Source organism: Pseudomonas sp. D1-36 (assembly GCF_051132205.1).
In the GTDB taxonomy this organism is placed as follows: Bacteria; Pseudomonadota; Gammaproteobacteria; order Pseudomonadales; family Pseudomonadaceae; genus Aquipseudomonas.
This window is the reverse complement of sequence record NZ_CP071674.1, coordinates 2,754,434-2,779,910: the sequence shown is the minus strand read 5'-3', so window position 1 is coordinate 2,779,910 and position 25,477 is coordinate 2,754,434. Positions and strand designations below refer to the sequence as shown.

The following is a 25,477-nucleotide window of genomic DNA, read 5'->3' as shown; positions in this document are numbered from 1 at the left end:
CCTTCGGGGTTTTTCTTTAGCTCGAACCTACAGCGTGTAGGAGATGCCCGCCTGCACCGTCCGCGGTGCGCCCGGATAGGCGTAGACGCCACCAAACGCGCCCTCTTCGTAATCGGCGTCGAACAGGTTCTTCAGGTCCAGGTTGAGGCGAATGCGCTCGTTGACCTTGTAGTAGCCGAGCAGGTCGACCACCGTGTAGTCGTCCATGGTGAAGGTGGTGGCGGCGGTGTTGCCGGCCCGCTCATCCACATACCTGGCGCCCAGGCCCAGGCCTAGCCCCTTCAAGCCACCGTCCTGGAATTCATAGACGTTCAACAGGCTGACGGTGTTTTTCGGTACGTTGAGCAGCCGAGTACCGGTGGGGATGTTCTCGTCCTTGGTCACTTCGGCGTCCACATAGGCGTAGCCGCCGATGACGCGCCACTCCGGTGTCAGGTTGCCCGCCACGTTCAAGTCGAAACCACGGCTGCGCACTTCGCCAGCGGCGACGTTGAAGGTCGAATCCAACGGATCGGGCGTCAGCACGTTGCGTTTTTCGATCTGATAGACCGCCGCATCGACGCTCAACTGGCGATCCAGCGCTTCCCACTTAACGCCCATTTCATAGGACTTACCCTCTTCCGGCTTGAACCCGCCACCCTCGCGGCTCGCGCCGTTGTTGGGTTTGAACGAGCGCGCGGTGTTGGCATAGACCGCCACCGTGTCGGTCAGGTCATAGATCACGCCTAGGCGTGGGGTGACTGCATTGTCGGTAACCTCCCAGTTGCGGCTGCCGGGGCGTGCTTGGGGCACAAAGCTTTCATACTCATGCTCAAACCGCTCGAAACGCGCCCCCGCCAGCACCTTCAGCCGCTCGGTCAGCGCCACCTGGTCCTGGACAAACACGCCGAAGGTCTTGAGATTTTCCTGGTCGTCGGTTGGGGTGCGGGTCAAGGCCGGGCGCGGCTGGCCATAGACCGGATCGAAGATGTCGATCGGGTACGCGCCAGAACCACCGGCGGAACGCTGGATGATGGATTCGTAGCTGTAGTCTTCGTATTCCACACCCGTCAGCAGCGTATGTTCGAACCCTCCCGTGGAGAAGTGCCCGGTGAGGTTGAGCTGGGTATCGCGGTCGGTCCATTCCAGCTTGCGGTAGTTGAAGTTGCGCCCCAGGGTGCGCCCATCGGCGGCGATGCCGTTGCCTTCGACAGCGTTGCCCTGCAACGTGCCGTCGAGCCACTGGGTGCCACCGGCCAGGGTCCAGTCGTCGTTGAGCATGTGCTCGAAACGCACCTGCAGCATGTTGTTGTCGTTGTGCAACTTGCCGACGTCTTTTTCGCCGAAGAAGGTATCGCGGGACGCGGTGCCACGCTGGCCTGCGTAATGCGTCAGGCCACGGTCCAGCGGCGCATTGTTGCGCATGAAGTCGCCTTCGAAGGTCAGGCGCGTGGTGTCGTTGACCTGCCAAGTGACCACAGGGGCGATGCCATAACGTTCGGTCTCGACATGATCGCGGAACGTATCGCCGCCCTCGCCCACCACATTCAAGCGATAAGCCAGGCGGCCTTCGTCATCCAACGGGCCGGACGCATCCAAGGTGCCGCGACGCATTCCCTGATCGCTGATCTGACTGCCCAGGGTCACCGTGCGCTCGGCCAATGGTTGCTTGGACACTACGTTGAAGGTGCCGCCGGGATCGCCACGCCCATACAGCATGGACGCCGGCCCACGCAGCACTTCCAGACGCTCGATGGTGTTGGCGTCGGGCATGTTCGGGTAACCCCGATTGATCGGGAAGCCGTTGCGGTAGAACTCGCCCGTGGTAAAGCCACGCACGGTAAACGTGGTCAGGCCCTGGCCGCCGAAATTGTTCCCCCTGCCGACGCCGCCAGCGTAATCGAGGGCATCTTGCAGGCGCGTGGCGCTGAGGTCTTCGACCACATCGCGGGACACGACAGAAATAGACTGCGGGGTTTCGTGGATAGCGGTGTCGGTACGCGTGGCGCTGGCGGAACGGGTGGCGTGGTAGCCCTTTACCGGGCCTTGTGCAGTCTCGAAGTCCGAGGTGCCGACAATGTCGGTGGCTTGCAACTCCAGTGGCGCCTTGTCCGTGGAAACGGGCTCTTCTGCCCAGGAGGAGATGGAATAAGCTTGGAGCACACACAGTGAAACGAGTATCCGACGCATCGACACACAATCCTAATGAAAGACGCCGCCTCAAGGGCGACAAGAATGTGTCGCGAAAGATACAGCAACTCATTCCTATTTGACATCTATTCCCATTAGTACGCCCGTTCCAGCTGTGGAAACTTGTCGAATTTGCCTGAGAAACGCCTGGGCCCGGGCATCCTGGGTGAACGCAACGTTCAGCCGCAACCAGTCGCAGGCTCCCCCCTCTGGCAGGAACGACGACCCTTGGGACAACTGGACCTGCAGCTGCTTGGCGATCTGTCGCACCCGCTCGGCCGGCACAAGACGAGGCCGCGCCCACACGAACAGCCCGCCACTGGGCTCGGCAAACACTTCCCAGTGCGTCGGGTCAAGCTGACGCAACGTGCTCGCCATCTGCTTGTTCAGGCGCCCGCGAAGGCGCTGGATCAGCTTGCGATACGCCCCGTTCGCCAACAGCGTCGCCACGACGTTTTCCGTCAGCAATGAACAACCAATACCGGTCACCATCTTGACCTGCGCCAGGCGCTGGATGATTTCAGGCTGGGCGACGACGTAGCCGATGCGCAACGAGCTGGACAAGGTCTTGGAAAAACTCGCCAGGTAGATCAACCGGTCCATGGCATCGAGGGAGGCCAGGCGCGACGTCGGGCCGTTCTGGAAATCGGCGTAGATATCATCCTCGATGAGCCGAAAGTCGTGCAGCGTCGCCAGTTGCAACAGGCGATAGGCCACGCTCGGCGCAAGGCTGGTGCCGGTGGGGTTCTGGTACATGCTGTTGATGAAGAAATACGTGGGCTTGTGCGCTTTGAGCAACTGCTCCAGCCGGGCGATATCCGGACCATGGGCGGTTCTCGGCACCGCCAGGGTCCTGACTCCATGCAGCTTCAGCAGGTTGAACAGGTTGTAATAGCCAGGGCTCTCCACCAACACCAGGTCACCGGGCTTGAGCAGCGTGCGCACCAACAGGTCCAAGCCATGGCTGGCGCCTTGGGTGGTGATGATCTGGCGAGGATCGACGTGAATGTCGATCAGGCCCAGGCGCTTCTGGATTTGCTGGCGCAGATCAGCCGAGCCCAACGGCGTGCTGTAATTGAACAGCGCCTTATTGTCACTGCGCACCACCTGCCGGATCGCTTGGCCCAGGTCGGTATCATCGCGCCACGCGTCCGGCAGCCAGCCGCAACCCAGCTTGAGCTGGGTCGATTCGTTGTCGAACAGCGGCCAGGATATCGCCTCATCCTCGATCTGCGCCGCCAGCGCCTGGGGTAACTGCTGGGCCACGAAAAAACCCGAACCATGGCGCGATTCCAATACGCCGCTGGCGACCAGTTGGTCATATGCCTTGATCACGCTCGACAGGCTCAAGCCGTTTTCCGTCGCCAACTGGCGGATCGAAGGCATTCGCGCACCGGGGCGGATGCCATGGGTATCGATCCACGCGGTTAGGCTGGCAACCAGTTGCCGGACCACGCTTCCCCTGGCGTTGCGATCGATGTTCAGGTCCATGGCGCGGCGTCTCGGCTAAGTGTTCTTGAATTTCGAGCAAACAGTTAAACATAAAAGCCCCCCGTCTGTTCCTTGTTTGCCTGCTGTCCGGCGGTGATAGTCCGACCAGGCTCACACTTTTGCAGGATCTCTCTTGGACGCACAGCAACGACATTCACGGGGCCTGGCCTTTGGTCTGTGCCTGATCACCCTGGCGGTCAACCTGCAGGCGCCGCTGTACACCACCTATGCGCAGCTTTCCGGTTACGGCGCAGGCGCCACGGCGGTGGCGTTTTCCGGTTATGTGCTCGGCGTGTTGCCCGTGCTGCTGGCGTTCGGCGGACTGGCCGACCGGATGGGCCGCAAACCGTTGATCCTGGTGGCGCTTGGCCTGTCGATGCTGGCAACGGTCATCACCTCGATCTGGCCCAACCTGATAGCGCTGGGCGTGGCGCGCCTGATGATGGGCGTCGGCACCGGGTTGGCCTCGGCGACTTCCACGGCCTACATGGTGGAATTGATGCCGACCGGCGATGCCCGGTCGCCGGCCAACCGGGTCACCGCCAGCACCTCTCTGGGTTTTGGATTGGGCGCGGCGTTGACCAGCCTTTTCCTGTTCGTCCATCACAGCGTTACGCCAGGCAGTTTCTGGGTGCAGTTGGCGTTGGCCGCCCTGGCGATCGTCGTGGTCGCGCGACTGCCGGACCCAGCCCCGAAAATCAGGCACGCGCCGCTGTTGCGCCTGCCGTTGTTCCCTGCTGGCAGCCTGCCCTACAGCTTCTCCATGCTGCTGGCCTGGGCGACTTCCGGGCTGGTGATCGCCATCCTGCCTTCGGTGCTCGCGGCCCATGACTTGCAGCGCTGGTCCGGCCTGTCGACCTTCACCGTGATCAGTTGCGGGCTGATCTTCCAGCCTTGGGTGAAACGCATGCAGCCGGCCAGGGCCACGGGATTGGGGCTGCTCGTCTTGCCTTTGAGCTATGCGCTGCTCGCCTGGGGCGCGAGCCAGGGTTCGCTGGCCGCCGTGCTGCTCGGCGCACTGGGGGCCAGCAGTGCGTGCTATGGCTTTCTTTACCTCGGCGGACTGTCGGCGATCACGGCCATGGCCGGTACGCAAAAAGCCCGAGTCAGCGCCGGTTTCTTCCTCTTCGCCTATGTCGGGTTCAGCATTCCGGTCGTGGTGACGGGTTGGATGGCTGACCATTTCGGCGCTGATGTCGCGTTGACGGTGTTTGGCCTGGCGTTGCTGGCAGGCGCAACGATCACCGGGTTGCGCATCGTCCGGACGCAGGCTTTCATCACCCAACCCTCCCACGGCTGAATAAACCCTTCGCCACAATGGCCAACGTCGCTCGACATCACGGCAGGCAGGTCGTATACCATATCCCCACCTCAGCCAAACGACCGTCGCCGTGACTTTATCCAAATTCAACCTGCCCGACCTGGGCAACACCCCGTCCACCTCGGAAATCATTACCCGCCACTTGCGCGACGCTATCGTGGCCGGGCTTTTCGCCGAGGACGAGCCGATTCGCCAGGACGACATCGCCCGGCAATTCAACGTCAGCAAGATCCCCGTGCGCGAAGCGCTCAAGCGCCTGGAAGCCGAGGGCCTGGTGATGTTCCAGCGCAATCGCGGGGCGATGGTTACGCGGATCTCCGAGGCGGAACTGGCGCAGATGTTCGAGGTGCGGATGTTGCTGGAGGACAAGGTGCTGCGCCTGGCGATCCCCAACATGACCGACGCGACCTTCGCCCGTGCCGAAAGCATCTGCCGGGAGTTCATCGGCGAGGACGACGTCGGCCGCTGGGCCGAGCTGAACTGGCAGTTGCACGCCTGCCTTTATGAACCGGCGCAACGGCCCTTCATGGTGAGCCTGATCCGCTCGGTTCACGACAAACTCGAACGTTACCTGCGCATGCAGATGAGCCTGTCGGCCGGCAAGGATCGCGCCGACCATGAGCACCGCGAAATCCTCGACGCCTGCCGCGCCGGTGACGTGGAGCGCGCGGTGAAACTGCTGGACGAACATATCGCCGGGGTCTGCAGGACGCTGTTCGAGTTCTTGCCTTCCGGTCACTGATCACGATTGCCTTATTTCTCGCATTGGCCTATTCCAAAAACATAGAAACAAAGCGCCCGTTGCAACTTGCGCCTGATTTGTTAGGCTCTCGCGCACCTACTTTTGCCAGGGACGGCATATGTCTAATCAGCACCGGTTGAGCATGAGCTCATTCAATCAAAGCGACGCAGCTTCGTCCGTCGCAGCGTCAAACATCACCCCAGATACAATCGTCTCAGCGTTCAATCAGCCCATCATCGACACGCTGACTGTCACGGCGCAGATAAAGAATACTTACTACGCGGGAACCGACGACACACTATTGATATCAATGGGACCGTACAACGAGTTACAGACTTACATCGAAGCCCCGAGAGTCGGTCAGACGATTCACATTTCGATTGATATCCAAAGGATGTTTGGCAGGTCGAGCATTTCGCTATCGGACATTCGCGGCCTGACGTTCTATCAAGCGCCTGTGCCGCACCCGATCATCTCGGATGCCTGGGAACTCGAGTCGCTACTGATTACCGCCAACGATATCTACACCAACGCAATGAATAAAATAGATACGTGGATTTTTAACAAATCACCGCATCTTCGCCCGGTATGGTCAGGCATCGTGGATTTCTCCAACTGGACGAACTCCGATCGTCGCCCCTTAGATCTGAGCGCTCAGACGTATCCAATACGCTGGATGCCGTATATCAGTGACTTGACCCGCTGGCGCTGTTACAACCCGGCACAACTAGAAGGGGTGGGTCAACTGCTCGGCGTCTGGAACGGCAAGTTGATCGGTAATCAACTGAAAGGTCAAACAAGCGAACTCCTTGCCCCAAACAGCGAATCCAACAGCTATACATGGGTATATACGCCTGAGGGATCGATTATTTATAAGCGCTGGGAACATGCCAAACCATCGGAGTATTTAAGACACAGTCAACTTGGAAGCGGCAGACCGGTCATTTGCGCGGGAGAGTTCAGGGTCAAGGAACACCGTATGCAAAATGTCCTAGCGATGGTCAACGATGCCTCCGGACACTACAAACCCGACGGAGGAGCCTGCTTGCGCTATGTGGCGGAGAAGTTCGAGTCTATCAATATCGATACAAGCCATACCGAATGGCGATGGACAAACGCACGCAGTTGATGACGGTTCGGCCTCGTCTCGCACACTATGCCGATTTCGTCATCACCGACAACTAAAACCATCAAGCCGCCACCCCCCGGCGCGCGCCACGCTTGTGTCCACTCATCTGAACGGACGTGGCGCCATGAAACGCATCACCGTGATCGACTCCCACACCGGCGGCGAACCGACCCGACTGGTGACCGATGGCTTCCCCGACCTGGGCCAGGGCAGCATGGCCGAACGCAGGCAGCGCCTGGCCGAGCAGCACGACGCCTGGCGCACCGCGTGCGTCCTGGAACCGCGCGGCAGCGATGTGCTGGTGGGCGCGTTGCTGTGCGAACCGGTGGACCCGACCGCCTGTGCCGGGGTGATCTTTTTCAATAACAGCGGCTACCTGGGCATGTGCGGCCACGGCACCATCGGCCTGGTGGCGTCATTGGCTCATCTGGGCCGGATCGGCCCGGGCGTGCACAGCATCGAGACACCGGTGGGCACAGTGCAGGCGACGTTGCACGAGGATCGCTCGGTCAGCGTGCGCAACGTGCCGGCCTACCGTTACCGCCAAGGGCTGCGCCTGGAGGTGCCGGGCATCGGGCCGGTGTCTGGCGATGTGGCGTGGGGCGGGAATTGGTTTTTCCTGATCGCCGACCACGGGCAACGCGTGGCGGGCGACAACCTGGAAGCACTGACCGCCTACACCTTCGCCGTGCAACAAGCCCTGGAGCAACAGGGGTTTCGCGGCGAGGACGGCGGGCTGATCGATCATATCGAGCTGTTCGCCGACGATCCCCAGGCCGACAGCCGCAATTTCGTGCTGTGCCCCGGCAAAGCCTATGACCGCTCTCCCTGCGGCACCGGCACCAGCGCCAAACTGGCGTGCCTGGCGGCCGACGGCAAACTGCAACCCGGGCAGATCTGGCGCCAGGCCAGCGTCATCGGCAGTGAATTCGAAGGGTCGTATGAACGTTCAGGCGATCGCATCGTGCCGACCATTCGCGGCCGGGCCTATATCAGTGCTGAAAGCACCTTGCTCCTCGAGCCGGACGATCCGTTCGCTTGGGGCATTCGTCCGTGAGCCAAGGCCATGTCGCAGACGTGATCATCGTCGGCGCGGGCATCATTGGCGCCGCCTGCGCGCAAGCCTTGGCCCAGCGTGGTTTGAAGGTGCTGGTGCTGGACGCCGGTTGGCACGGCGCCACGGCGGCCGGCATGGGCCACTTGCTGGTACTCGATGACAACCCGGCGGAGCTGGCCCTGAGCCAATACTCCCTGCGACGCTGGCGCCAGATGGCCCCCGATCTTCCAGAACGCTGCGCCTGGCGCAACAACGGCACGTTGTGGCTGGCGGCCAACGCCGAAGAGATGGCCGTGGCCCACAGCAAATACATGAACCTGATGGCCCATGACGAAGCCTGTGAACTGATCGGCCGAGCCGCACTGCTCCAGCGCGAACCGGAACTGCGGCCCGGCCTGGAAGGTGGGCTGCTGATCAAGGGCGACGGCATTCTCTACGCACCCGCGGCCGCCCGCTGGATGCTCGATCACGCCAACATTCGCCATCAACGGGCGCAAGTCAGCGAAGTGGACGGTCACCGCGTGCGCCTCGCAGGGGGCGGTTGGCTCCGCGCCGACGCAGTCGTCCTCGCCAACGGCATCCAGGCCACTGAGCTGTGCCCGGAGCTGCCGATCGAACCCAAGAAGGGACACCTGCTGATCACCGACCGCTACCCCGCCACTGTCAGCCACACCTTGGTTGAGCTGGGTTACGTCACCAGCGCTCACAACGCCAGCGGACCGTCGGTGGCGTGCAACATCCAACCGCGCCCGACGGGACAACTGTTCATCGGCGCTTCGCGGCAGTTCGGCAATGTAGACCCAGCGGTGGAAGGCTGGATGCTGGCGAAAATGCTCAAGCGTGCCGTGGACTACATGCCTGGCCTGGCGCACCTCAACGGTATCCGCGCCTGGACGGGCTTTCGCGCGGCGACCCCCGACGGCTTGCCACTGGTGGGCCAACATCCGCAGCGCAAGGACCTATGGCTGGCGGTGGGTCATGAAGGGCTCGGCGTTACGACCGCACCGGCGACGGCTGATTTGCTGGTCGCCCAGCTATTCAACGAAACCTCGCCGCTGGCGGCGCAACCTTACCTGCCGCAACGTTTCCTGGGAGAAGCGGTCCATGCCTGAGTTATTCCTCGATGGCCGCCCGCTCTCGGTGGCCGATGGCACCAGCGTCGCGGCGGCATTGGCGTTGGGTGCTGACGGTTGCAGTCGCACTTCGGTCAGCGGCCAACGCCGGGCCCCCTTGTGTGGCATGGGCATCTGCCAGGAATGCCGGGTGATGATCGACGGCCGCCGGCGCCTGGCGTGCCAGACGCTGTGCCGCGACGGCATGCGCGTGGACACCCGACCATGACCGAACTCGCCGACATCCTCATCATCGGCGCCGGCCCCGCCGGCATGGCCGCTGCGCTGGCCGCGGCACGCAGCGGGGCGCGCATCGTGCTGCTGGACGACAACCCGAGCCCTGGCGGACAGATCTGGCGCGACGGTCCCCAGGCCAGCCTGCCTGCCCAGGCGGGTCGGATGCGTGATCGTCTGAACGCCTGCACTAATGTGTACTGCCACGCCGGCACCCGGGTCATTGCCTGCGCGGGCGAGAAGACACTGTTGGTGGAAAACGCCGAGCAGGGATGGCTGATCCGCTACGAGCGGCTGATTCTTTGCACGGGCGCGCGGGAACTGCTGCTGCCCTTCCCTGGCTGGACACTGCCCGGCGTCACCGGTGCTGGTGGCTTGCAGGCACTGATCAAGGGCGGCCTGCCGGTGCGCGGCGAACGCCTGGTGATTGCCGGCAGCGGCCCGTTGTTGTTGGCCAGCGCGGCGACGGCCAGGCATCACGGGGCGCAAATATTGCGCATCGCCGAACAAGCCAGCGGTGCCGCCGTTACAGGTTTTGCCATGCAGTTGCCGCGCTGGCCGGGCAAGTTGACGCAGGCGTTCAGCCTGTTCGATTCCCACTACCGCGTCGGCACGCATGTGCTGGAAGCCCTGGGACGGGACAAGCTCGAAGGCGTGCGCCTGCAACAGCGGGGCAAGACTGTGGAACTGGCGTGCGACCGGTTGGCCTGCGGATTCGGCCTGATTCCCAATACCCAGCTGGGTCAGGCGTTGGGCTGCGAGCTGGCTGGACAAGCCCTGGCGGTCGACGCCTGGCAGGCCACCACGCGCCGTGATCATTACGCCGCTGGTGAGTGCACCGGTTTCGGTGGCAGCGAACTGGCCCTGGTGGAAGGCGCCATCGCCGGTCACGTCGCCGCCGACGACACCTCGGCAGCCGAACGCCTCTGGCCTCGCCGGGCGCGATGGCAGGGCTTTGCCCTGGCGTTGAACAAGGCTTTCGCCCTAGATGCTCGTTTGAAAGGCCTGGCCCGGGGCGACACCTTGGTGTGTCGCTGCGAAGACGTGGCCTATGCAGAACTGAGCAGCCATGCCGACTGGCGCGAAGCAAAACTTGCCAGCCGCTGCGGGATGGGCGCCTGCCAGGGTAGGGTTTGCGGCGCGGCGCTGGAGCATCTGTTTGGCTGGGCGCCGCCGGCTCCTCGTCCACCGTTCAGTCCGGCACGGGTTGAGACGTTGCTTAATCTGGCAGATGAGTGAGCCACGCGTACGGCGTGACAAGCACCTCATTTCGATCAAAACTCCACGTCTGACAAAACGACGAAGCCGCCCATGTACCCCTCGCTGACGACCTTCACTCCCTGCGACTTCGACACCCTGCTGCGCAGTCTGCTGCCCATCGCGCCGTTGCTCGATACCCTCTCGGACACGGTGTTTTTCATCAAGGACACCCAAGCCCGCTACGCATTCGTCAACCAGACCCTGGCCCGGCGTTGCGGCTTCAAGCAATGCAACGACCTGCTCGGTCTGACTGCCGAGCAAGTGTTCCCGGAGCGCTTCGGCCCGCTGTACACCGAACAGGATCGACGGGTGCTGGCCAGCGGACGGGAGCTGGCCGACCAGCTCGAATTGCACCTCTATTACGGCAACCAACCGGTGTGGTGCCTGACCCACAAGCTTGCCTTGCGCGAACCTGAGGGCGGGATCGTCGGCCTGGCCGGGATTTCCCGTGACTTGCAGTCGCCGCAATCGAGCCATCCGGCGTACCAACAACTGGCGGCCGTGGACGCGCATATCAAGCAGCACTTCGCCCGCCCCATCAGCCTGGCGGAACTCACTGCCATCGCCGGGTTGTCGGTGGCGCAGCTGGAACGACACTGCAAGCGCATCTTCCAGCTCACGCCTCGGCAGATGATCCACAAGGCGCGCCTGGGAGAGGCCTCGCGATTGTTAATGGAGCACGATCTGCCCATTACCGAGATCGCCCTGCGCTGTGGTTACACCGATCACAGTGCCTTCAGCCGCCAGTTCCGCGCGCTGACGAGCCTTTCACCCAGCCAGTACCGGGACAACCAGCGTTGAGCCTGTTCCTTTAGGGGGCGTAAACCCACCCCACTGCTCCCATCTGTAACACTTCACTTTCACCTGCGCGCCCGGTGCCTGGCCAGCCGGACCACCATAATCTGTTGGTTATCAAAGCATTACTAGAAACACAGGAATAAGACCCGATCAGGCACGTCGATTGCTTATCTAATATCGTATACGAAATCCTCAATACGATATTTCTCCGCATTTATTCGACAGCGAGGCATTTATGAAAAACCCTGCATTGGCCGTAGCCCTTGGCGTTGTCCTCTTTCCCCTGCTTGCCCTACCCGCCCATGCCGACAAGCTCGACGACATCATCGGCTCGGGCAAGCTGCGTTGCGCGGTGACACTGGACTTCCCACCCATGGGTTTTCGCGATGAAAGTAACAAACCGGCGGGCTTCGACGTGGATTACTGCCACGACCTGGCGAAGGTCCTCGGCGTCGACGCCGAAGTGGTGGAAACGCCATTCTCCGACCGCATCCCCGCGCTGCTTTCGGGCCGCGCCGATGTCATTGTCGCTTCCACTTCCGACACCCTGGAGCGGGCCAAGACCGTTGGCCTGACCGTGCCCTACTTTGCCTTCCAGATGGTGGTGCTGACCCGCGACGACACCGGTATCAACAGCTACGCCGACCTCAAGGGCAAGAAACTCGGAAACACCAGCAGCACTTACGAAGCCATCGCCCTGGAGAAAGACCAGAAGAGTTGGGGCAGCGGCAGTTTCCGCGCCTACCAGTCGCAGAACGACACATTGCTGGCCGTCGCCCAGGGGCACATCGACGCCACCGTCGTGACCAACACCGTGGCCGCCGCGACCATCAAGTCGGGCAAGTACAAGGGCCTGAAGATCGCTGGCGATGCTCCCTATGTCATCGACTACGTGTCCCTCGGCGCCAAGCGCAGCGAGTACGGCTTGCTCAACTACCTCAACCTGTTCGTCAACCAGCAAGTGCGCACGGGCCGCTACAAGGAGCTGTTCGTCAAATGGGTCGGCACCGAGATCCCGCCGGCCAACCTGACCGTGCCCCAGGTGTACTACTGAGGATCGCGGCATGCCAAGCACGCCTATCCGCTTGCACGGCCGCAGCCTGGTGGAGGGTGCCGCCCAGGGCACCCTGTTGTTCGCCGACGTTGGCCTGAGCTTCTGGGGCGGGGTCGATCCCATTACGGGCGAAATCATCGACCGGCATCATCCTCTGAGTGGCGAACGCCTGGGCGGCCGCGTGCTGGCGATTCCCAGCGGGCGGGGTTCCTGCACCGGCAGCAGCGTGTTGATGGAGCTCATCAGCAACGGCCACGCACCGGCCGCACTGGTACTGGCCGAAGTCGACGAGATCCTGGCCCTTGGAGTACTCGTGGCCGAGGTGATTTTCCAGCGCTCGCTGCCGGTGTTGTGCATCGGCCACGAGGCGTTCGCTGGCTTGCGCGGCCAAGGATTCGTGCGCGTCGAGGGCAACCGCCTGACGTTGTCCGGCCGACGGCCCAACGATCAATGGCATGGGACGGATATGGCCCCGCAGCCGTCCATGCCGTTCACCGTCCGGTTGAACGAGCGGGATCGGGCAATGCTCGACGGCGCGCACGGCAAGGCAGCCCAAGTAGCGATGCAAATCGTCCTGCGGATGGCCGAGATCCAGGGCGCCGACCAACTGCTGGACATCACCCAGGCGCACATCGACGGCTGTATCTATACCGGCCCGGCCAGCCTGCGCTTTGCCGAACAACTGGTGCGGTGGGGGGCAAAAGTGAGTGTGCCCACGACCCTCAATTCGATCTCCGTGGACCAGCGCCGCTGGCGGGAACTGGGCGTCGACGCTGCGCTGGGCGAACCGGCCAGCGCCTTGGGTGATGCTTACATGGCCATGGGCGCGCAATTGAGCTTCACCTGTGCGCCCTACTTGCTGGACACCGCGCCCGTGGCCGGCGAACAGATTGTCTGGGCCGAGTCCAACGCGGTGGTCTACGCCAACAGCGTGCTCGGCGCCCGCACGCAGAAGTACCCGGACTTTCTCGACATCTGCATCGCCCTGTGCGGTCGCGCGCCGCTGGCCGGATGTCATCTCGATGGGCCGCGAAAGGCCGGGCTGATCGTCGAAGTGACAAGGCCCGACCCGATGGACGACAGTTTTTATCCGCTGCTGGGCTATCACATCGGCGGCCTGACGGGACGACGTGTCCCGCTGATACGGGGCCTGGAAGACGCCGCGCCCACCCGGGATGATTTGAAGGCTTTTGGCGCCGCGTTCGCGACCACCAGCGCCGCGCCACTGTTCCACATCGCCGGGGTGACGCCCGAGGCCTTGGACCCGGCCAATGTGCTGGACTGCGACGCTGTGTTACCGGTGGAAACCGTCAACGCTGCCGGGCTGCTTGTCAGTTGGCGCGAGCTCAACAGTGCCCGGCATCGCAACGTGGATGTGATTTCCCTGGGCAACCCACATTTCTCCCTCAGCGAATTCGCCGCCCTGGCACACCTGTGTTCGGGCCGGAACAAACACCCCGGCGTGGTGCTGGCGATCACCTGTGGCCGTGCCGTACTGGAACAGGCCCGCCAGGCAGGTTACCTGGACGCGATCCGGGCCTTCGGGGCGACGCTGGTCACTGACACCTGTTGGTGCATGTTGGGCGAGCCGGTGATCCCGCCGACCGCCACCACCCTGATGACCAATTCCGGAAAATACGCGCACTACGCGCCGGGCCTGGTGGGGCGCGGCGTGCATTTTGCCGGTCTGGCCGATTGCATCGAGGCGGCCTGCACCGCCACCGCCAGCGATCAGCCGCCACAGTGGTTGCAACCTTCCGCACCCAAGGGGACTCCGAGCCATGTTTGACTACAGCTTCCAGTGGCGCCCCGCCTTGCGCGCCCTGCCCGATATGCTTGCCGGCGCCTGGGTGACCTTCGAAACCGCCGCGTTGTCGATGATTTTCGGCGTGCTGATCGCCCTCGTCCTGACGGTGATGCGCCAGGCACGCCATCCGCTGTTGCGCGGTGTCGGCAATGGTTGGGTGTCGATCGCCCGCAACACACCCTCCTTGTTCCAGATCTACATCCTCTACTTTGGCCTCGGCTCCCTCGGGCTGCACGTCAGTTCGTGGTTTGCGTTGCTGGCGGGTATCACCTTCAACAACGCCGGCTACCTGGCGGAAAATTTTCGCGGCGGCCTCAAGGCCGTACCGGGCACGCAGATGCGCGCCGCCCGTTCCCTGGGCATGAGCGCGTTCCAGGCCTACCGGATGATCATCGTCCCGCAACTGTTGCGCATCGTTTTCTACCCGCTGACCAATCAGATGGTCTGGGCGGTGTTGATGACGTCCCTGGGTGTGGTGGTCGGTTTGAATAACGACCTCACGGGGGTGACCCAGGAATACAACGTCAAGACGTTCCGCACCTTCGAATATTTCGCCCTCGCGGCGGTGCTCTATTACCTGATCGCCAAGTTGATCGTCGGGTTGGCCCGGCTGTTGTCCTGGCGCCTGTTTCGTTATTGAGGGCGGGACATGTTCTCTACAAGCCTTACCGTCAACGACGTGTTGTATCTGCTCGAAGGTGCCTGGGTCACGGTGCAATTGACCGTCTGGTCGATCCTGCTGGGCACCGTGGCCGGGTTGTTGTTCGGCCTGTTGCGGGCGCTGTTGCCCAGGGTCAGCCTGCCATTGGCCTGGGTACTCGATGCGTTTCGCAGCGTGCCACTGCTGATCCAGTTCGTGCTGTTCAATTCCCTCAAGAGCATCGTCGGCCTGGACCTCAGCGCCTTCGCCGTCGGTTGCATCGTGCTGGGGGTCTACGCCGCCGCGTACTTCACCGAGATTGTCCGCGGTGGCGTGCTGGCGGTACCGACGAGCACCCGGCGGGCCAGCCGATCCCTGGGGCTCACGTACTGGCAGGACCTGCGCTTCATCGTCCTGCCGATTGCCACGCGGGTGGCGTTTCCCGGCTGGTTGAACCTGGTGCTGGGGGTGATGAAAGACACCGCGCTGGTGATGTGGATCGGCATCGTCGAACTGCTGCGGGCTTCGCAAACCATCGTCACGCGTATTCAGGAACCCCTGCTGGTGCTGTGCATCGCGGGCCTCATTTATTACCTCATGAGCCTGGTGGTCGCCCGCCTCGGCGCTCGCCTGGAAAGAAGGTGGCAAGAAAATGATTGAAATCGAAAACGTTCATAAATCCTTCGGCAACCTGGAAGTCGTCAAGGGTGTCAGCCTGACGGTGGACAAGGGCGAAGTCGTGTCGATCATCGGTGGCTCCGGTTCCGGTAAATCGACCCTGCTGATGTGCATCAACGGCCTGGAGCCGATCCAGAAAGGCAGCATCCGCGTGGACGGCGTCTCGGTACACGACAGCGCCACCGACCTCAACCGCCTCCGGCAGAAGATCGGCATCGTTTTCCAGCAGTGGAACGCCTTTCCCCACCTGACCGTGCTGGAAAACGTGATGCTCGCGCCGCGCAAGGTGCTGGGCAAGACCAAGCAGGACGCCGAGGCGCTGGCGGTCAAACAGCTTGAGCACGTGGGCCTGGGGGACAAGCTCAAGGCCTTTCCCGGAAAGCTCTCCGGCGGCCAGCAGCAGCGCATGGCAATCGCCCGTGCCTTGGCGATGTCGCCGGACTACATGCTGTTCGACGAAGCCACCTCGGCCCTCGACCCGCAACTGGTCGGTGAGGTGCTGGACACCATGCGCATGCTGGCCGAAGACGGCATGACCATGGTGCTGGTGACCCACGAGATCCGCTTCGCCCGGGACGTATCCGACCGCGTGGCGTTCTTCTGCAATGGGCGAGTCCATGAGATCGGCCCGCCGGAGCAGGTGATCGGCAATCCGGTGCAGCCGGAGACGGCGGCGTTCCTCAAATCGGTGAAATAGCGGATGGCCTATCGCAAGCAGGCTCGCTCCCACACGGGTTTTGTGTAGGCAGCAATGAGCTGCTAACCACCACAGAACCCTGTGGGAATGAGCTTGCTCCGGGCGGCGATCCGACGATGAGGCCCGACCAGACAACACAAGGATCTGACCCATGCGCTCATCCAGAATCATCCACATAGTCAGCTGCCACGCCGAAGGCGAAGTCGGCGATGTGATCGTCGGCGGTGTCGCGCCGCCACCCGGCGCCACGGTCTGGGAACAATCACGCTGGATCGCCCAGGACCAGACCCTGCGCAACTTCGTCCTCAACGAGCCTCGTGGCGGGGTGTTCCGCCACGTCAACCTGCTGGTGCCGGCCAAGGACCCGCGGGCGCAGATGGCCTGGATCATCATGGAACCGGCCGACACCCCACCCATGTCCGGCTCCAATTCGTTGTGCGTCGCCACCGTGCTGCTGGACAGCGGCATCCTGCCGATGACCGAACCCCAGACGCGCTTGGTCCTGGAGGCACCGGGCGGCTTGATCGAGGCCGTGGCCGACTGCCGCGACGGCAAGGTGCAACGGGTCGAGATCAAGAACGTGCCCTCCTTCGCTGACCGCCTCGATGCCTGGATCGAAGTCGAGGGCCTGGGAACATTGCAGGTGGACACCGCCTATGGCGGCGACAGCTTCGTCATCGTCGACGCCCAGCGCCTGGGCTTCGCCATTCGCCCCGACGAGGCCGCCGATCTCGTGACCGTGGGGCTGAAGATCACCCGGGCCGCCAACGAGCAGTTGGGCTTCGTACACCCCTTGAATCCCGATTGGTCGCACATTTCGTTCTGCCAGGTCGCCGCGCCCGTCGTCATGGAAAACGGCATCGCCACCGGCGCCAACGCCGTCGTCATCCAGCCCGGCAAGATCGACCGCTCGCCCACCGGCACCGGTTGCTCGGCCCGCATGGCGGTGCTGCACGCCAAAGGCCTGATGCAGGTGGGTGAACGGTTTATCGGCCGCTCGATCATCGGCTCCGAATTCCATTGCCGCATCGACTCACTGACCGACGTTGCCGGTCGCCCGGCGATCTACCCGTGCATCGCCGGGCGGGCGTGGATCACCGGAACCCACCAATTGCTGCTGGACCCGGCCGATCCGTGGCCGCAGGGCTACCGGCTCTCAGACACCTGGCCCGGCGCATGACTTTCATACCCACCCATAACCCTTGTGGCGAGGGAGCTTGCTCCCTCGCCACAGAGACACACCAAAAGGAGACACCCATGAGCCAACGCATCAACTGGAGCGGCGTATTCCCCGCCGTTACTACCCAATTCAACGATGACTTTTCCATCAACCTGGAAAAAACCCATCAGGTCATTTCCAACGTCATTCGCGATGGCGTATCCGGCCTCGTGGTCTGCGGGTCGGTGGGGGAAAACACTTCCCTGAGCGCGGAGGAAAAGATTGCCGTGACCGAAGTGGCGGTGGACGCTTCCGGGGGCCGGGTGCCGGTGATATGCGGCGTGGCCGAGTTCACCAGCGTGCAGGCCGCCAAAGTCGCCAATGCGGTGCGCAAGGTCGGTGTCGACGGGGTGATGCTGATGCCCGCGTTGGTCTACGGCTCCAAGCCGTTCGAAACCGCCGAACATTTCCGCTATGTCGCCCGGCATGCCGACGTGCCGCTGATGGTCTACAACAACCCGCCTATCTACAAGAACGACGTCACCCCGGACATCCTGATTTCCCTGGCCGATTGCGACAACGTGGTGTGTTTCAAGGACTCCTCCGGCGACACCCGGCGTTTCATCGACGTGCGCAATGAAGTGGGCGATCGCTTCGTGCTATTCGCCGGTCTCGATGATGTGGTGCTCGAAAGCCTCGCCGTAGGCGCAGAAGGTTGGGTCTCGGGCATGTCCAACGTGTTCCCCAAGGAAGGTGAAACGATCTTCCGGCTGGCCCGCGCCGGACGGTTCGCCGAAGCCATGCCGATCTACGAATGGCTGATGCCGATCCTGCACCTCGACGCCCGCGCCGACCTGGTGCAGTGCATCAAGCTCTGCGAAGCCATTGCCGGCCGAGGCAGCGCTCTCACCCGCCCACCGCGCCTGGCCCTGCCGGAAGCAGACCGGGTGTACGTGGAGCAGATCATGGCCACGGCCCTGGCCAATCGGCCAGTGTTGCCGGAGGTGGGGCTTTAAGCCGGGGCGCAGGCTCAGGCATGTGAGAAACCTGTGGGAGCGAGCTTGCTCGCGATAGCGGTTGTCCAGCTTGCATCTCTATTGGATGTGCCGACGCTATCGCGAGCAAGCTCGCTCCCACAGGGGGTCGTGGTGCAAACACGGGACCAACCGACCAGCAACACGGCGTTATCGCCAGTCTTTGCTACGCTTTTTCCCCGGCGCAATGACGCACGGGAGGCGTCCCATGAATTATTTCCTGGCCCAGGCCCTGAACAACCAATGGGCCAATCACAGGCTGCTGGACGCCTGCGCACAGCTGAACACCGTGGAATACGAGGCCTACCGCACCAGTTTCTTCCCCTCCATCCAAGCCACGCTGTGCCACATACTGGAAGTAGATCGCTATTACCTCACCGCCCTCAAAGGCGATGTCCTGGGCCAGGAGCGGGATTTTTCCGAGATGCTGGCGTTCAACCAGCTCAGGGAAAGCCAGGACCGGACCGACCGGCAACTGGCGGCATTGTGCAGCAACCTTAAACGCACAGACCTGTCTCGCACCGTCGACCTGGTGCGTGCCGACGGCAACGCTTTCGAACGGATCGACCGCTTACTGCTGCACCTGTTCGAGCACCAGATCCATCACCGCGGCCAGGTCCACACCATGCTCAGCGCCACCCACGTCGAACCGCCGCAGCTCGACGAGTTTTTCCTCGATTGCGACCGCCGCTTCCGCGAAGAGGAGGAACAGTTGCTGCAACTCGACGAGCAGCGGGTCTGGCGAGAGTACCAGCCCGATTGAATCGATAACCCAGGAGACCTTGCCATGAACCTGATCTTTCGTTGCATCGGCTTGTCCACGATGCTGGTCGCCACCGCCGCCCTTGCCCACCATGGCTGGAGCGAATACGACGCCAGCAAGCCACTGACGCTCGAAGGTACGATCAAGGAGTCCGGTTACTCCCACCCCCACGGGACCGTACGCCTGCAAACCACGGAAAAGACGTGGTTCGTCGTGCTCGCGCCGCCTTCTCGCATGGAAAATCGGGGGCTGACCAAAGACATGCTCAAAGCCGGTAACCGGGCCACCGTGGTCGGCTACGCCAATAAAAACAAGCCTGACGAGCTTCGCGCCGAACGCATCACCATCGACGACAGAACCACCGAGCTGCGCTGATGCAGGTCACTGGCCCGGTCGCGCAAGGCTGGATGGACCGATTGGGCGACTCGCCCTTGGCCTCGGCCATGCGCAGCGAGCTATGGCTCTATCCGCTGGTGGAAGTGCTACACATCATCGGGTTCTCGATACTGGTGGGCGCGGTGGTGATGTTCGATCTGCGCGTCCTCGGGCTGTCCAGGGACATCGCCGTGACCGCACTGGCTCGCCATCTGCTGCGATGGGCCGTCGGGGCCCTGCTGTTGATCGTGCCTGCCGGCTTGATGATGTTCAGTGCGCACCCTCATGATTTCGCCAGCAACAACGTGTTCATTCTCAAGCTGTGCCTGATCGCGGCGGCAGGCGTCAATGCCCTGCTGTTCCATCTGGTGCCCTACCGCTCCGTCCAGCAATGGAATACCCACCTCACGGCGCCGAGCCTGGCCAAGCTCCAGGCGCTGCTGTCCGTGGCGTTGTGGATCGCGGTGATCGGCTGCGGGCGCTTGCTGGCCTACACCTGAACGAGCATTGAAAAAAAAAAAGCGATGGCCGCTTCCGGCCATCGCCAAATCGCCCACTTCAGGCGCCGTCAGATCCGTGCGGGTGACACGATGATTTTCACGTTGTGTTCCTTGTTGTTTACCAACTCCTCGAAGCCCTGGCCGACGATTTCTTCCAACTGGATGCGCCCGGTCACCAGCGGCGAGATGTCCAGGCGTCCGTCGGCGATGAACGCAATCACGTCGGCGAACTCACCGTTGTAGGCCAATGCGCCCAGCACCTGCTTCTCGGTTGAAACCAGTTCGAAGAAGTTGAACTCGCTCGGTTCTTCGAAAATCCCCACCAACACGCATTTGCCCGCCTTGCGGATCAGGTCGATGGCGAACTTGGCGGTGTGCTTGTTGCCGATGCACTCGAAGCTGACATCGGCGCCCAGGCCGCCGGTCAGGCGCCGAACTTCGGCCAGGGCGTCGCACTCATTGGGATCGATCACATGGCTGGCCCCGACTTCCAGGGCCTTGGCCTTGCGCGCGCCGGACATTTCCAGTGCGATGACCTGGGCCGCGCCGGCCGCCTTGGCGCACATGATCGTGCACAGGCCGATGGTCCCGGCGCCGACCACCACGACGTTCTGGCCAAGCAAACTGCCGGCCTTCTTCACTGCGTGCATGCCCACCGCCAGCGGTTCGATCAACGCGCCGGCCTCGGCAGGAAAGTTGGCCGGGAGTTTGTACAGCAGGTTGGCCGGGACATTGACCAACTCCGCAAACGCACCGTTATTCATCAGCCCGGTAAAAGCCAGGTTCTCGCAGATGTTGTAGAGCCCATGGGTGCAGTAATAGCAAGTGCCGCAATGCTGGCAGGCATCGGCGGCCACTGGTTCGCCGACGTTGAAACCTTCGACGCCCTCGCCCAGCTCGACGATCTCGCCGCAGAACTCATGGCCGAGGATGCACTGGCCCTTGATCCCGGTCAGGGGGTGTGGCGCGTCCACCGGGATGAACACCGGCCCCGCCACGTACTCGTGCAGGTCCGAACCGCAGATGCCGCACCACTGCACGCGGATCTGCACCCAACCGGCGGGCGGTGAAACCGGCAGCGGCACGTCTTCGACGCGGATGTCATTACGGCCATGCCAAACGGCGGCGCGCATGCTGCGGGTCGGCTTGATTGAAACGTTCATAGCGTTACCTCCAGGATTTTTCATAGGGCGACGACTCAACCGCCGCCCGCTGGTTCAGTGCTGTCCGATGAACTCGATAATCAATCGATTGACCTGCTCGGCCGCCTCCATCTGCACCATGTGGCCCTGGCCCGGCAGCACTTCGACCTGGGCACTCAACCCTTCGGCGTGGACCGCCGGGATGATGGCGTCATCACTGCCCCAGATCACCAGGGTCGGGACATGGCCGGCCTGCACCACCTCGCGTAGCTCCACTTGCTGGCGGCCGTCCTTGAACAAGTTCGCTGCCAATTGGCGCAGGGCCACGTCCACACCTTCCAGGCGCTTGTACTTGAGCATGTCGTCGAGCATCTGCCGGTTGACCAGCTCGGCATTGGAGAACAGTTGCACCAGCTGTGGCTTGAGGGCGTTGCGGTTGGCGGCGTCGACGAAGCCTTGCAAGTAACTGCCGTTGATCTGGGCGCCGAGGCCGGCGCTGCCGATCAGGGTCAGTGAGCGCAAGCGCTGCGGCATCAAGCGCGCGGCATTCAGCGAAACGGCCCCGCCCATGGAATGCCCGACCAGATGGGCCGCGTTGATGTCCAGATGATCGAGCAAGGCCAGCACCACACCGCTCAGCTCGTCGAGGTCACCGCGCTCCAGGGTTTTCGCCGATTCGCCATGCCCTGGCAGATCCAGGGCAATCACCCGGCGCCCAGCGGCCAAGGCTTCATGGTTGAACAGCCAGTTGTTGAGGTCACCACCAAAACCGTGCACCAGCACCAGCGGCGTACCGCCCTCGCCGCGCTCGAAATAGCGGATCAGCCGACCGTCCACCTCGACTTTCTGCGGTTTCGGGCCGCTGTCCTCGTCAGCCGCGTCGCCAGGCACGAAATTGGATTGAAACTGCTCGATGACCGCGTCGATGTCGGCGTCGCTGGCTTCGCCTTCGACGACGATGCCGAGCAAGGCGCCGACCGGCAGGGTTTCATCCTGGCGCGCCACCTGGCGGCGCAATACGCCGGAAAATGGCGCCTCGACGCTGCTGGAGATCTTGTCGGTCTCGACGTCCATCACTTCATCGCCTTTGGTGATGGCCTGGCCTTCTTCCTTGAGCCAGGCATCGACTCGGCCCTCGGTCATCGACAGGCCCCACTTGGGCATGGTCAGGGTAAAAATCTGGCTCATCAGTGCTTGCTCCACTCGATCACGTTGAGCACGGCTTGCTCGATTTTTGCCGCGTCGGGGATGTACAGGTCTTCCAGGGAGTCGGAAAACGGCACCGGCGTGTGCGGCGCGGTGACCATCTCGATCGGTGCCTTGAGCGCGCCAAAAGCCTTTTGCGCCACCAGCGCCGAGATGTCGGTGGCCATGGAGCAGCGCGGGTTGGCCTCGTCGATCACCACCAGGCGTCCGGTTTTCTCGACGCTTTCAAGGATGCTGTCCTCGTCCAGCGGGCTGGTGGTGCGCAGGTCGATGACTTCGCAGTCGATGCCACGTCCGGCCAGGTTGCGTGCCGCATCCATCGCGGTGTTGACCAACCGCCCGTAGGACACCAGAGTCACGTCCTTGCCGTCGCGCAGGAAGTTGGCCTCGCCGAACGGCACGGTGTAGAGCTCTTCCGGCACCTCGCCCTGCATGCTGTAGAGCAACTTGTGCTCGCAGAAGATCACCGGGTCATTATCGCGAATGGCCTGGATCAGCAGACCCTTGGCGTCATAGGGCGATGACGGACACACCACTTTCAGTCCCGGGATGTGTGTCCACAACGAAGTGAGCATCTGCGAATGCTGGGCCGCGGCCCGCAGGCCGGCGCCGACCATGGTGCGAATGACCAGGGGCGTGGACGCCTTGCCGCCGAACATGTAGCGGAATTTCGCCGCCTGGTTGAGGATCTGGTCCAGGCAGCACCCGGCAAAATCGACGAACATCAGTTCGCACACCGGGCGCACGCCGCAGGTGGCGGCGCCGACCGCCGCGCCGACATAGCCGATTTCCGACAGCGGCGTGTCCAGCACCCGCCCGGGGAATTGGTCGTAAAGCCCCTTGGTGACGCCGAGCACGCCGCCCCAGGCATCGTTTTCACCGGGTGCGCCAGCGCCGCCGGCCACGTCTTCACCCATGATGAACACGCTGGAGTCGCGACGCATTTCCTGGGCCAGGGCTTCGTTGATTGCCTGCTGATAGCTGATTTTTCTCGCCATGATGGGATTCTCTCTTGTTGTTTTCAGGGGCGTTCAGGGGTAGCTGACGTAGACGTCGGTCAGCAGGTCGGACGCCGCCGGCTTGGGATCGGACTTGGCCTTGTACACGGCATTTTCGATCAGCATTTCCACCTCTTTGTCGATCTGGTCCAACTGCTCGACGGTGAGCAGCCCGGCCCGGGTGGTGCGCTCGCGGAACTGCATCAGGCAGTCCTGGTTTTCGCGGAAATGCTTGACCTCGTCGGGTGCGCGATAGGTCTGGGCGTCGCCTTCGAAGTGGCCGTAGTAGCGGGTCAGCTTGACCTCGATCAGCGACGGCCCTTCCCCGGCACGGGCGCGCTCGACGGCGGCCCCGGCGGCTTCATGGACGGCGAAGAAGTCGAAGCCATCGACGGTCACGCCGGGCATGCCGAAGCCGGCGGCGCGGTCGGCGATGTGGTCGCAGGCCACTGACCAATTGGACGCGGTGGCTTCGGCGTAGCCATTGTTTTCCGCGATGAACAGGCATGGCAGGTTCCACACCGAGGCCATGTTCATGGCTTCGAACACTGCGCCTTCGTTGGAACCGCCGTCGCCGAAAAACACCACGGCGACGCTGTCGGTGCCCTTGAGCCGAGCCGCCAGGGCAGCGCCGACGACCAGTGGCGCACCGGCGCCGACGATGCCGTTGGCGCCGAGCATGCCTTTTTCGAAATCGGCGATGTGCATCGAGCCGCCCTTGCCTTGGCAGACGCCGGTTTTCTTGCCGTAGATCTCGGCCATCATCCCGTACACATCCACGCCCTTGGCGATGCAATGGCCGTGACCACGGTGGTTCGAGGCAATGCAATCGTCGTCCCCGAGATGGGCCATGACGCCCGCGGCCGAGGCTTCTTCGCCGGCATACAAGTGGACGAACCCGGGGATCTCCCCCGTGGCGAATTCCACGTGCAGGCGCTCTTCGAAGGCGCGGATGGTGCGCATGACCTGATAGGCGTGCAGTAATTGATCATGGTTGAGCGATGTCGACATTTTTATTCTCCAGGCGTGTCTTCTTGAAGGTTCGAGGGGTGTTGCGGGTGCTCGCGACCAATGGCCAACAAGCGCTGTTGCGCGGCGTAGGTGAGCACCGCGTTGACGTCGATGCTCAGCGGGCCGCCGGCATCGAGGGTGACCGTGGGCCGGTCATGGACGTTGAATTCGATTTCCCGCTCGCCATCCAGGGCCAAGGTGCCGGCGGACAGCGACAAGCCATGGGCGACGCCGGGCTCCAGAGGCCCGGCGGCCAGCACGCCGCAACCTTGCAGCAAGCCCGGCGCGAGCGGCACCAGCAGCGCCTCGGGGGATTGCGGGTCCAGGCGCATCCAGGCACCGCCCGGCGCCTGGCGAGACACCGGAAACCACAACCCGCACAGCGCCGACAGGCCGATGGATTGCGGTTCGGCGAAGGTCACGAACACTTCGGCCAGGTCTTGCGCGCGGCTGATCGCCCTCGCGCCGACAAAGCGCAGCGGCGACACGGCAACGTCCACCAGAGCGACTTCCCGCAAACCACGCCCGGCGTCGCAAACCAGCAAGCGCTTGTTGCGACGCAGACCGACCTCGTCTGGAATTCGCCCGCTGGCGTACAACCCGCCGGCCAGCCCGGCGCTGGTGGCCTCGCGCAATTCGGGGAAGGCATTGTTGGTGCCGGTGGACAGGGTCAACAGAGGAATGTCGCCCACTTCGGCGGCGACAGCCTTGTGGGTGCCGTCGCCGCCGAGCACGGCGATCAGCGCCACCTCGCGCTCGGCCATCAGGCGCGCGGCGCGGCGAGTGTCTTCGACGGTCTGGCGCAGGGTCAGGTCGAGAAATTCCAGGGCCGGCCAATGGCTACTGCGGGCCTGGCGGCTGTGGCTGTTCTTCAGCACGGCGGCGGCCATGCCGATCATGTCGGTGGGCATCAACACCTGCTCGATGCCGGTGGCGCCAAACGCCGCCAGCAAGCGCTGGATCACCGAGACCTTGTCGGTGCTGGAGAACAATCCGGCATTGGCGGTCAACCGCCGCACGTCACGGCCCGATGCGGGGTTGGCGATGATGCCGACGGTGAGCGGACGGCGGCTCATGGCGCCACCGTGGCGGGAACAGTC

25 protein-coding genes are annotated in these 25,477 nt (G+C 63.0%); 18 read left to right on the top strand and 7 right to left on the bottom strand.

The window, feature by feature from the left end; translation table 11 throughout:
- Nucleotides 1–27: 27 nt before the first annotated feature.
- Nucleotides 28–2,169, bottom strand: coding sequence for a TonB-dependent siderophore receptor (locus tag J3P76_RS12370; protein WP_434605809.1), 2,142 nt, complete (start codon nt 2,167–2,169; stop codon nt 28–30).
- 75 nt (nt 2,170–2,244) lie between these two features.
- Entirely contained in the window at nt 2,245–3,660 is a 1,416-nt protein-coding gene (locus J3P76_RS12365; protein WP_434702005.1) for a PLP-dependent aminotransferase family protein, read from the bottom strand.
- Between the two features lie 133 nt (nt 3,661–3,793).
- On the opposite strand from J3P76_RS12365, the gene J3P76_RS12360 reads away from it, so the two are divergent.
- From J3P76_RS12360 to J3P76_RS12275, 18 genes are all read left to right on the top strand, one after another.
- Nucleotides 3,794–4,960 carry an MFS transporter gene (locus J3P76_RS12360; RefSeq protein WP_434702004.1) on the top strand — a complete coding sequence of 389 codons (1,167 nt, stop codon included), beginning with the start codon at nt 3,794–3,796 and terminating at the stop codon, nt 4,958–4,960.
- 91 nt (nt 4,961–5,051) lie between these two features.
- The gene (locus tag J3P76_RS12355) at nt 5,052–5,723 is read left to right on the top strand and encodes a GntR family transcriptional regulator (protein ID WP_434605815.1); all 672 of its coding nucleotides are present in this window, start codon (nt 5,052–5,054) and stop codon (nt 5,721–5,723) included.
- Nucleotides 5,724–5,841: 118 nt separating this feature from the next.
- Nucleotides 5,842–6,852: a hypothetical protein gene (locus J3P76_RS12350; RefSeq protein WP_434676498.1), complete on the top strand. Its 1,011-nt coding sequence runs from the start codon at nt 5,842–5,844 to the stop codon at nt 6,850–6,852.
- Nucleotides 6,853–6,976: 124 nt separating this feature from the next.
- Nucleotides 6,977–7,909 (top strand): 4-hydroxyproline epimerase, encoded by a 933-nt coding sequence (locus tag J3P76_RS12345; protein ID WP_434702003.1) that lies wholly within the window; start codon nt 6,977–6,979, stop codon nt 7,907–7,909.
- Nucleotides 7,906–9,021 (top strand): NAD(P)/FAD-dependent oxidoreductase, encoded by a 1,116-nt coding sequence (locus J3P76_RS12340; RefSeq protein ID WP_434702002.1) that lies wholly within the window; start codon nt 7,906–7,908, stop codon nt 9,019–9,021. Before J3P76_RS12345 ends, J3P76_RS12340 begins: the two co-directional genes overlap by 4 nt.
- On the top strand, nt 9,014–9,250 hold the full coding sequence (locus J3P76_RS12335; protein WP_420763865.1) for a 2Fe-2S iron-sulfur cluster-binding protein: 237 nt from the start codon (nt 9,014–9,016) through the stop codon (nt 9,248–9,250). Before J3P76_RS12340 ends, J3P76_RS12335 begins: the two co-directional genes overlap by 8 nt.
- Nucleotides 9,247–10,494 (top strand): FAD-dependent oxidoreductase, encoded by a 1,248-nt coding sequence (locus J3P76_RS12330; RefSeq protein WP_434702001.1) that lies wholly within the window; start codon nt 9,247–9,249, stop codon nt 10,492–10,494. Before J3P76_RS12335 ends, J3P76_RS12330 begins: the two co-directional genes overlap by 4 nt.
- A 72-nt stretch (nt 10,495–10,566) precedes the next feature.
- Nucleotides 10,567–11,316 carry an AraC family transcriptional regulator gene (locus tag J3P76_RS12325; RefSeq protein ID WP_420763863.1) on the top strand — a complete coding sequence of 250 codons (750 nt, stop codon included), beginning with the start codon at nt 10,567–10,569 and terminating at the stop codon, nt 11,314–11,316.
- A 232-nt stretch (nt 11,317–11,548) separates the two neighbouring features.
- Nucleotides 11,549–12,367, top strand: a complete 819-nt coding sequence (locus J3P76_RS12320) for an ABC transporter substrate-binding protein (RefSeq protein WP_420763862.1) — start codon at nt 11,549–11,551, stop codon at nt 12,365–12,367.
- Nucleotides 12,368–12,377: 10 nt separating this feature from the next.
- Nucleotides 12,378–14,156: a cis-3-hydroxy-L-proline dehydratase gene (lhpI, locus tag J3P76_RS12315; RefSeq protein WP_434702000.1), complete on the top strand. Its 1,779-nt coding sequence runs from the start codon at nt 12,378–12,380 to the stop codon at nt 14,154–14,156.
- Complete coding sequence (locus J3P76_RS12310) at nt 14,149–14,814, top strand: amino acid ABC transporter permease (protein ID WP_434558928.1); 666 nt, start codon at nt 14,149–14,151, stop codon at nt 14,812–14,814. The genes lhpI and J3P76_RS12310 overlap by 8 nt, the downstream gene beginning before the upstream one ends.
- 9 nt (nt 14,815–14,823) lie before the next feature.
- Nucleotides 14,824–15,474: an amino acid ABC transporter permease gene (locus J3P76_RS12305; protein WP_420763859.1), complete on the top strand. Its 651-nt coding sequence runs from the start codon at nt 14,824–14,826 to the stop codon at nt 15,472–15,474.
- A complete protein-coding gene (locus J3P76_RS12300; RefSeq protein ID WP_420763858.1) occupies nt 15,467–16,189 on the top strand; it encodes an amino acid ABC transporter ATP-binding protein in 723 nt (240 codons plus the stop codon). The genes J3P76_RS12305 and J3P76_RS12300 overlap by 8 nt, the downstream gene beginning before the upstream one ends.
- A gap of 151 nt (nt 16,190–16,340) precedes the next feature.
- The gene (locus tag J3P76_RS12295; protein ID WP_420763857.1) at nt 16,341–17,369 is read left to right on the top strand and encodes a trans-3-hydroxy-L-proline dehydratase; all 1,029 of its coding nucleotides are present in this window, start codon (nt 16,341–16,343) and stop codon (nt 17,367–17,369) included.
- A gap of 77 nt (nt 17,370–17,446) precedes the next feature.
- A complete protein-coding gene (locus J3P76_RS12290) occupies nt 17,447–18,364 on the top strand; it encodes a dihydrodipicolinate synthase family protein (RefSeq protein ID WP_420763856.1) in 918 nt (305 codons plus the stop codon).
- Nucleotides 18,365–18,590: 226 nt separating this feature from the next.
- Nucleotides 18,591–19,145 carry a DinB family protein gene (locus J3P76_RS12285; protein WP_434605830.1) on the top strand — a complete coding sequence of 185 codons (555 nt, stop codon included), beginning with the start codon at nt 18,591–18,593 and terminating at the stop codon, nt 19,143–19,145.
- Nucleotides 19,146–19,169: 24 nt separating this feature from the next.
- The gene (locus J3P76_RS12280; protein ID WP_420763854.1) at nt 19,170–19,520 is read left to right on the top strand and encodes a DUF6152 family protein; all 351 of its coding nucleotides are present in this window, start codon (nt 19,170–19,172) and stop codon (nt 19,518–19,520) included.
- Entirely contained in the window at nt 19,520–20,020 is a 501-nt protein-coding gene (locus J3P76_RS12275) for a DUF6644 family protein (protein ID WP_434605832.1), read from the top strand. Before J3P76_RS12280 ends, J3P76_RS12275 begins: the two co-directional genes overlap by 1 nt.
- A 68-nt stretch (nt 20,021–20,088) precedes the next feature.
- Here J3P76_RS12275 and J3P76_RS12270 read toward each other — a convergent pair whose 3' ends face one another.
- The 5 genes from J3P76_RS12270 to J3P76_RS12250 form a co-directional block, all read right to left on the bottom strand.
- Nucleotides 20,089–21,153: a 2,3-butanediol dehydrogenase gene (locus tag J3P76_RS12270; protein WP_434564108.1), complete on the bottom strand. Its 1,065-nt coding sequence runs from the start codon at nt 21,151–21,153 to the stop codon at nt 20,089–20,091.
- Nucleotides 21,154–21,237: 84 nt separating this feature from the next.
- Nucleotides 21,238–22,350 carry an acetoin dehydrogenase dihydrolipoyllysine-residue acetyltransferase subunit gene (locus J3P76_RS12265; protein ID WP_434605834.1) on the bottom strand — a complete coding sequence of 371 codons (1,113 nt, stop codon included), beginning with the start codon at nt 22,348–22,350 and terminating at the stop codon, nt 21,238–21,240.
- The gene (locus J3P76_RS12260; protein WP_434558936.1) at nt 22,350–23,366 is read right to left on the bottom strand and encodes an alpha-ketoacid dehydrogenase subunit beta; all 1,017 of its coding nucleotides are present in this window, start codon (nt 23,364–23,366) and stop codon (nt 22,350–22,352) included. Before J3P76_RS12260 ends, J3P76_RS12265 begins: the two co-directional genes overlap by 1 nt.
- Nucleotides 23,367–23,399: 33 nt before the next feature.
- Entirely contained in the window at nt 23,400–24,377 is a 978-nt protein-coding gene (locus J3P76_RS12255) for a thiamine pyrophosphate-dependent dehydrogenase E1 component subunit alpha (RefSeq protein ID WP_434558938.1), read from the bottom strand.
- Nucleotides 24,378–24,379: 2 nt separating this feature from the next.
- Nucleotides 24,380–25,453 carry an ATP-NAD kinase family protein gene (locus tag J3P76_RS12250; RefSeq protein ID WP_420763849.1) on the bottom strand — a complete coding sequence of 358 codons (1,074 nt, stop codon included), beginning with the start codon at nt 25,451–25,453 and terminating at the stop codon, nt 24,380–24,382.
- Between the last annotated feature and the right edge of the window lie 24 nt (nt 25,454–25,477).

Bases quoted from the DNA above. Each gene is read 5' to 3' on its own strand.
- J3P76_RS12335 (WP_420763865.1), top strand. From the start codon at position 9,014: ATGCCTGAGTTATTCCTCGATGGCCGCCCGCTCTCGGTGGCCGATGGC.
- J3P76_RS12305 (WP_420763859.1), top strand. From the start codon at position 14,824: ATGTTCTCTACAAGCCTTACCGTCAACGACGTGTTGTATCTGCTCGAA.
- J3P76_RS12345 (WP_434702003.1), top strand. From the start codon at position 6,977: ATGAAACGCATCACCGTGATCGACTCCCACACCGGCGGCGAACCGACC.
- J3P76_RS12265 (WP_434605834.1), bottom strand. From the start codon at position 22,350: ATGAGCCAGATTTTTACCCTGACCATGCCCAAGTGGGGCCTGTCGATG.
- J3P76_RS12295 (WP_420763857.1), top strand. From the start codon at position 16,341: ATGCGCTCATCCAGAATCATCCACATAGTCAGCTGCCACGCCGAAGGC.
- lhpI (WP_434702000.1), top strand. From the start codon at position 12,378: ATGCCAAGCACGCCTATCCGCTTGCACGGCCGCAGCCTGGTGGAGGGT.
- J3P76_RS12275 (WP_434605832.1), top strand. From the start codon at position 19,520: ATGCAGGTCACTGGCCCGGTCGCGCAAGGCTGGATGGACCGATTGGGC.
- J3P76_RS12290 (WP_420763856.1), top strand. From the start codon at position 17,447: ATGAGCCAACGCATCAACTGGAGCGGCGTATTCCCCGCCGTTACTACC.
- J3P76_RS12255 (WP_434558938.1), bottom strand. From the start codon at position 24,377: ATGTCGACATCGCTCAACCATGATCAATTACTGCACGCCTATCAGGTC.
- J3P76_RS12260 (WP_434558936.1), bottom strand. From the start codon at position 23,366: ATGGCGAGAAAAATCAGCTATCAGCAGGCAATCAACGAAGCCCTGGCC.
- J3P76_RS12285 (WP_434605830.1), top strand. From the start codon at position 18,591: ATGAATTATTTCCTGGCCCAGGCCCTGAACAACCAATGGGCCAATCAC.
- J3P76_RS12325 (WP_420763863.1), top strand. From the start codon at position 10,567: ATGTACCCCTCGCTGACGACCTTCACTCCCTGCGACTTCGACACCCTG.
- J3P76_RS12330 (WP_434702001.1), top strand. From the start codon at position 9,247: ATGACCGAACTCGCCGACATCCTCATCATCGGCGCCGGCCCCGCCGGC.
- J3P76_RS12280 (WP_420763854.1), top strand. From the start codon at position 19,170: ATGAACCTGATCTTTCGTTGCATCGGCTTGTCCACGATGCTGGTCGCC.
- J3P76_RS12250 (WP_420763849.1), bottom strand. From the start codon at position 25,453: ATGAGCCGCCGTCCGCTCACCGTCGGCATCATCGCCAACCCCGCATCG.
- J3P76_RS12365 (WP_434702005.1), bottom strand. From the start codon at position 3,660: ATGGACCTGAACATCGATCGCAACGCCAGGGGAAGCGTGGTCCGGCAA.
- J3P76_RS12320 (WP_420763862.1), top strand. From the start codon at position 11,549: ATGAAAAACCCTGCATTGGCCGTAGCCCTTGGCGTTGTCCTCTTTCCC.
- J3P76_RS12310 (WP_434558928.1), top strand. From the start codon at position 14,149: ATGTTTGACTACAGCTTCCAGTGGCGCCCCGCCTTGCGCGCCCTGCCC.
- J3P76_RS12270 (WP_434564108.1), bottom strand. From the start codon at position 21,153: ATGCGCGCCGCCGTTTGGCATGGCCGTAATGACATCCGCGTCGAAGAC.
- J3P76_RS12370 (WP_434605809.1), bottom strand. From the start codon at position 2,169: ATGCGTCGGATACTCGTTTCACTGTGTGTGCTCCAAGCTTATTCCATC.
- J3P76_RS12300 (WP_420763858.1), top strand. From the start codon at position 15,467: ATGATTGAAATCGAAAACGTTCATAAATCCTTCGGCAACCTGGAAGTC.
- J3P76_RS12350 (WP_434676498.1), top strand. From the start codon at position 5,842: ATGTCTAATCAGCACCGGTTGAGCATGAGCTCATTCAATCAAAGCGAC.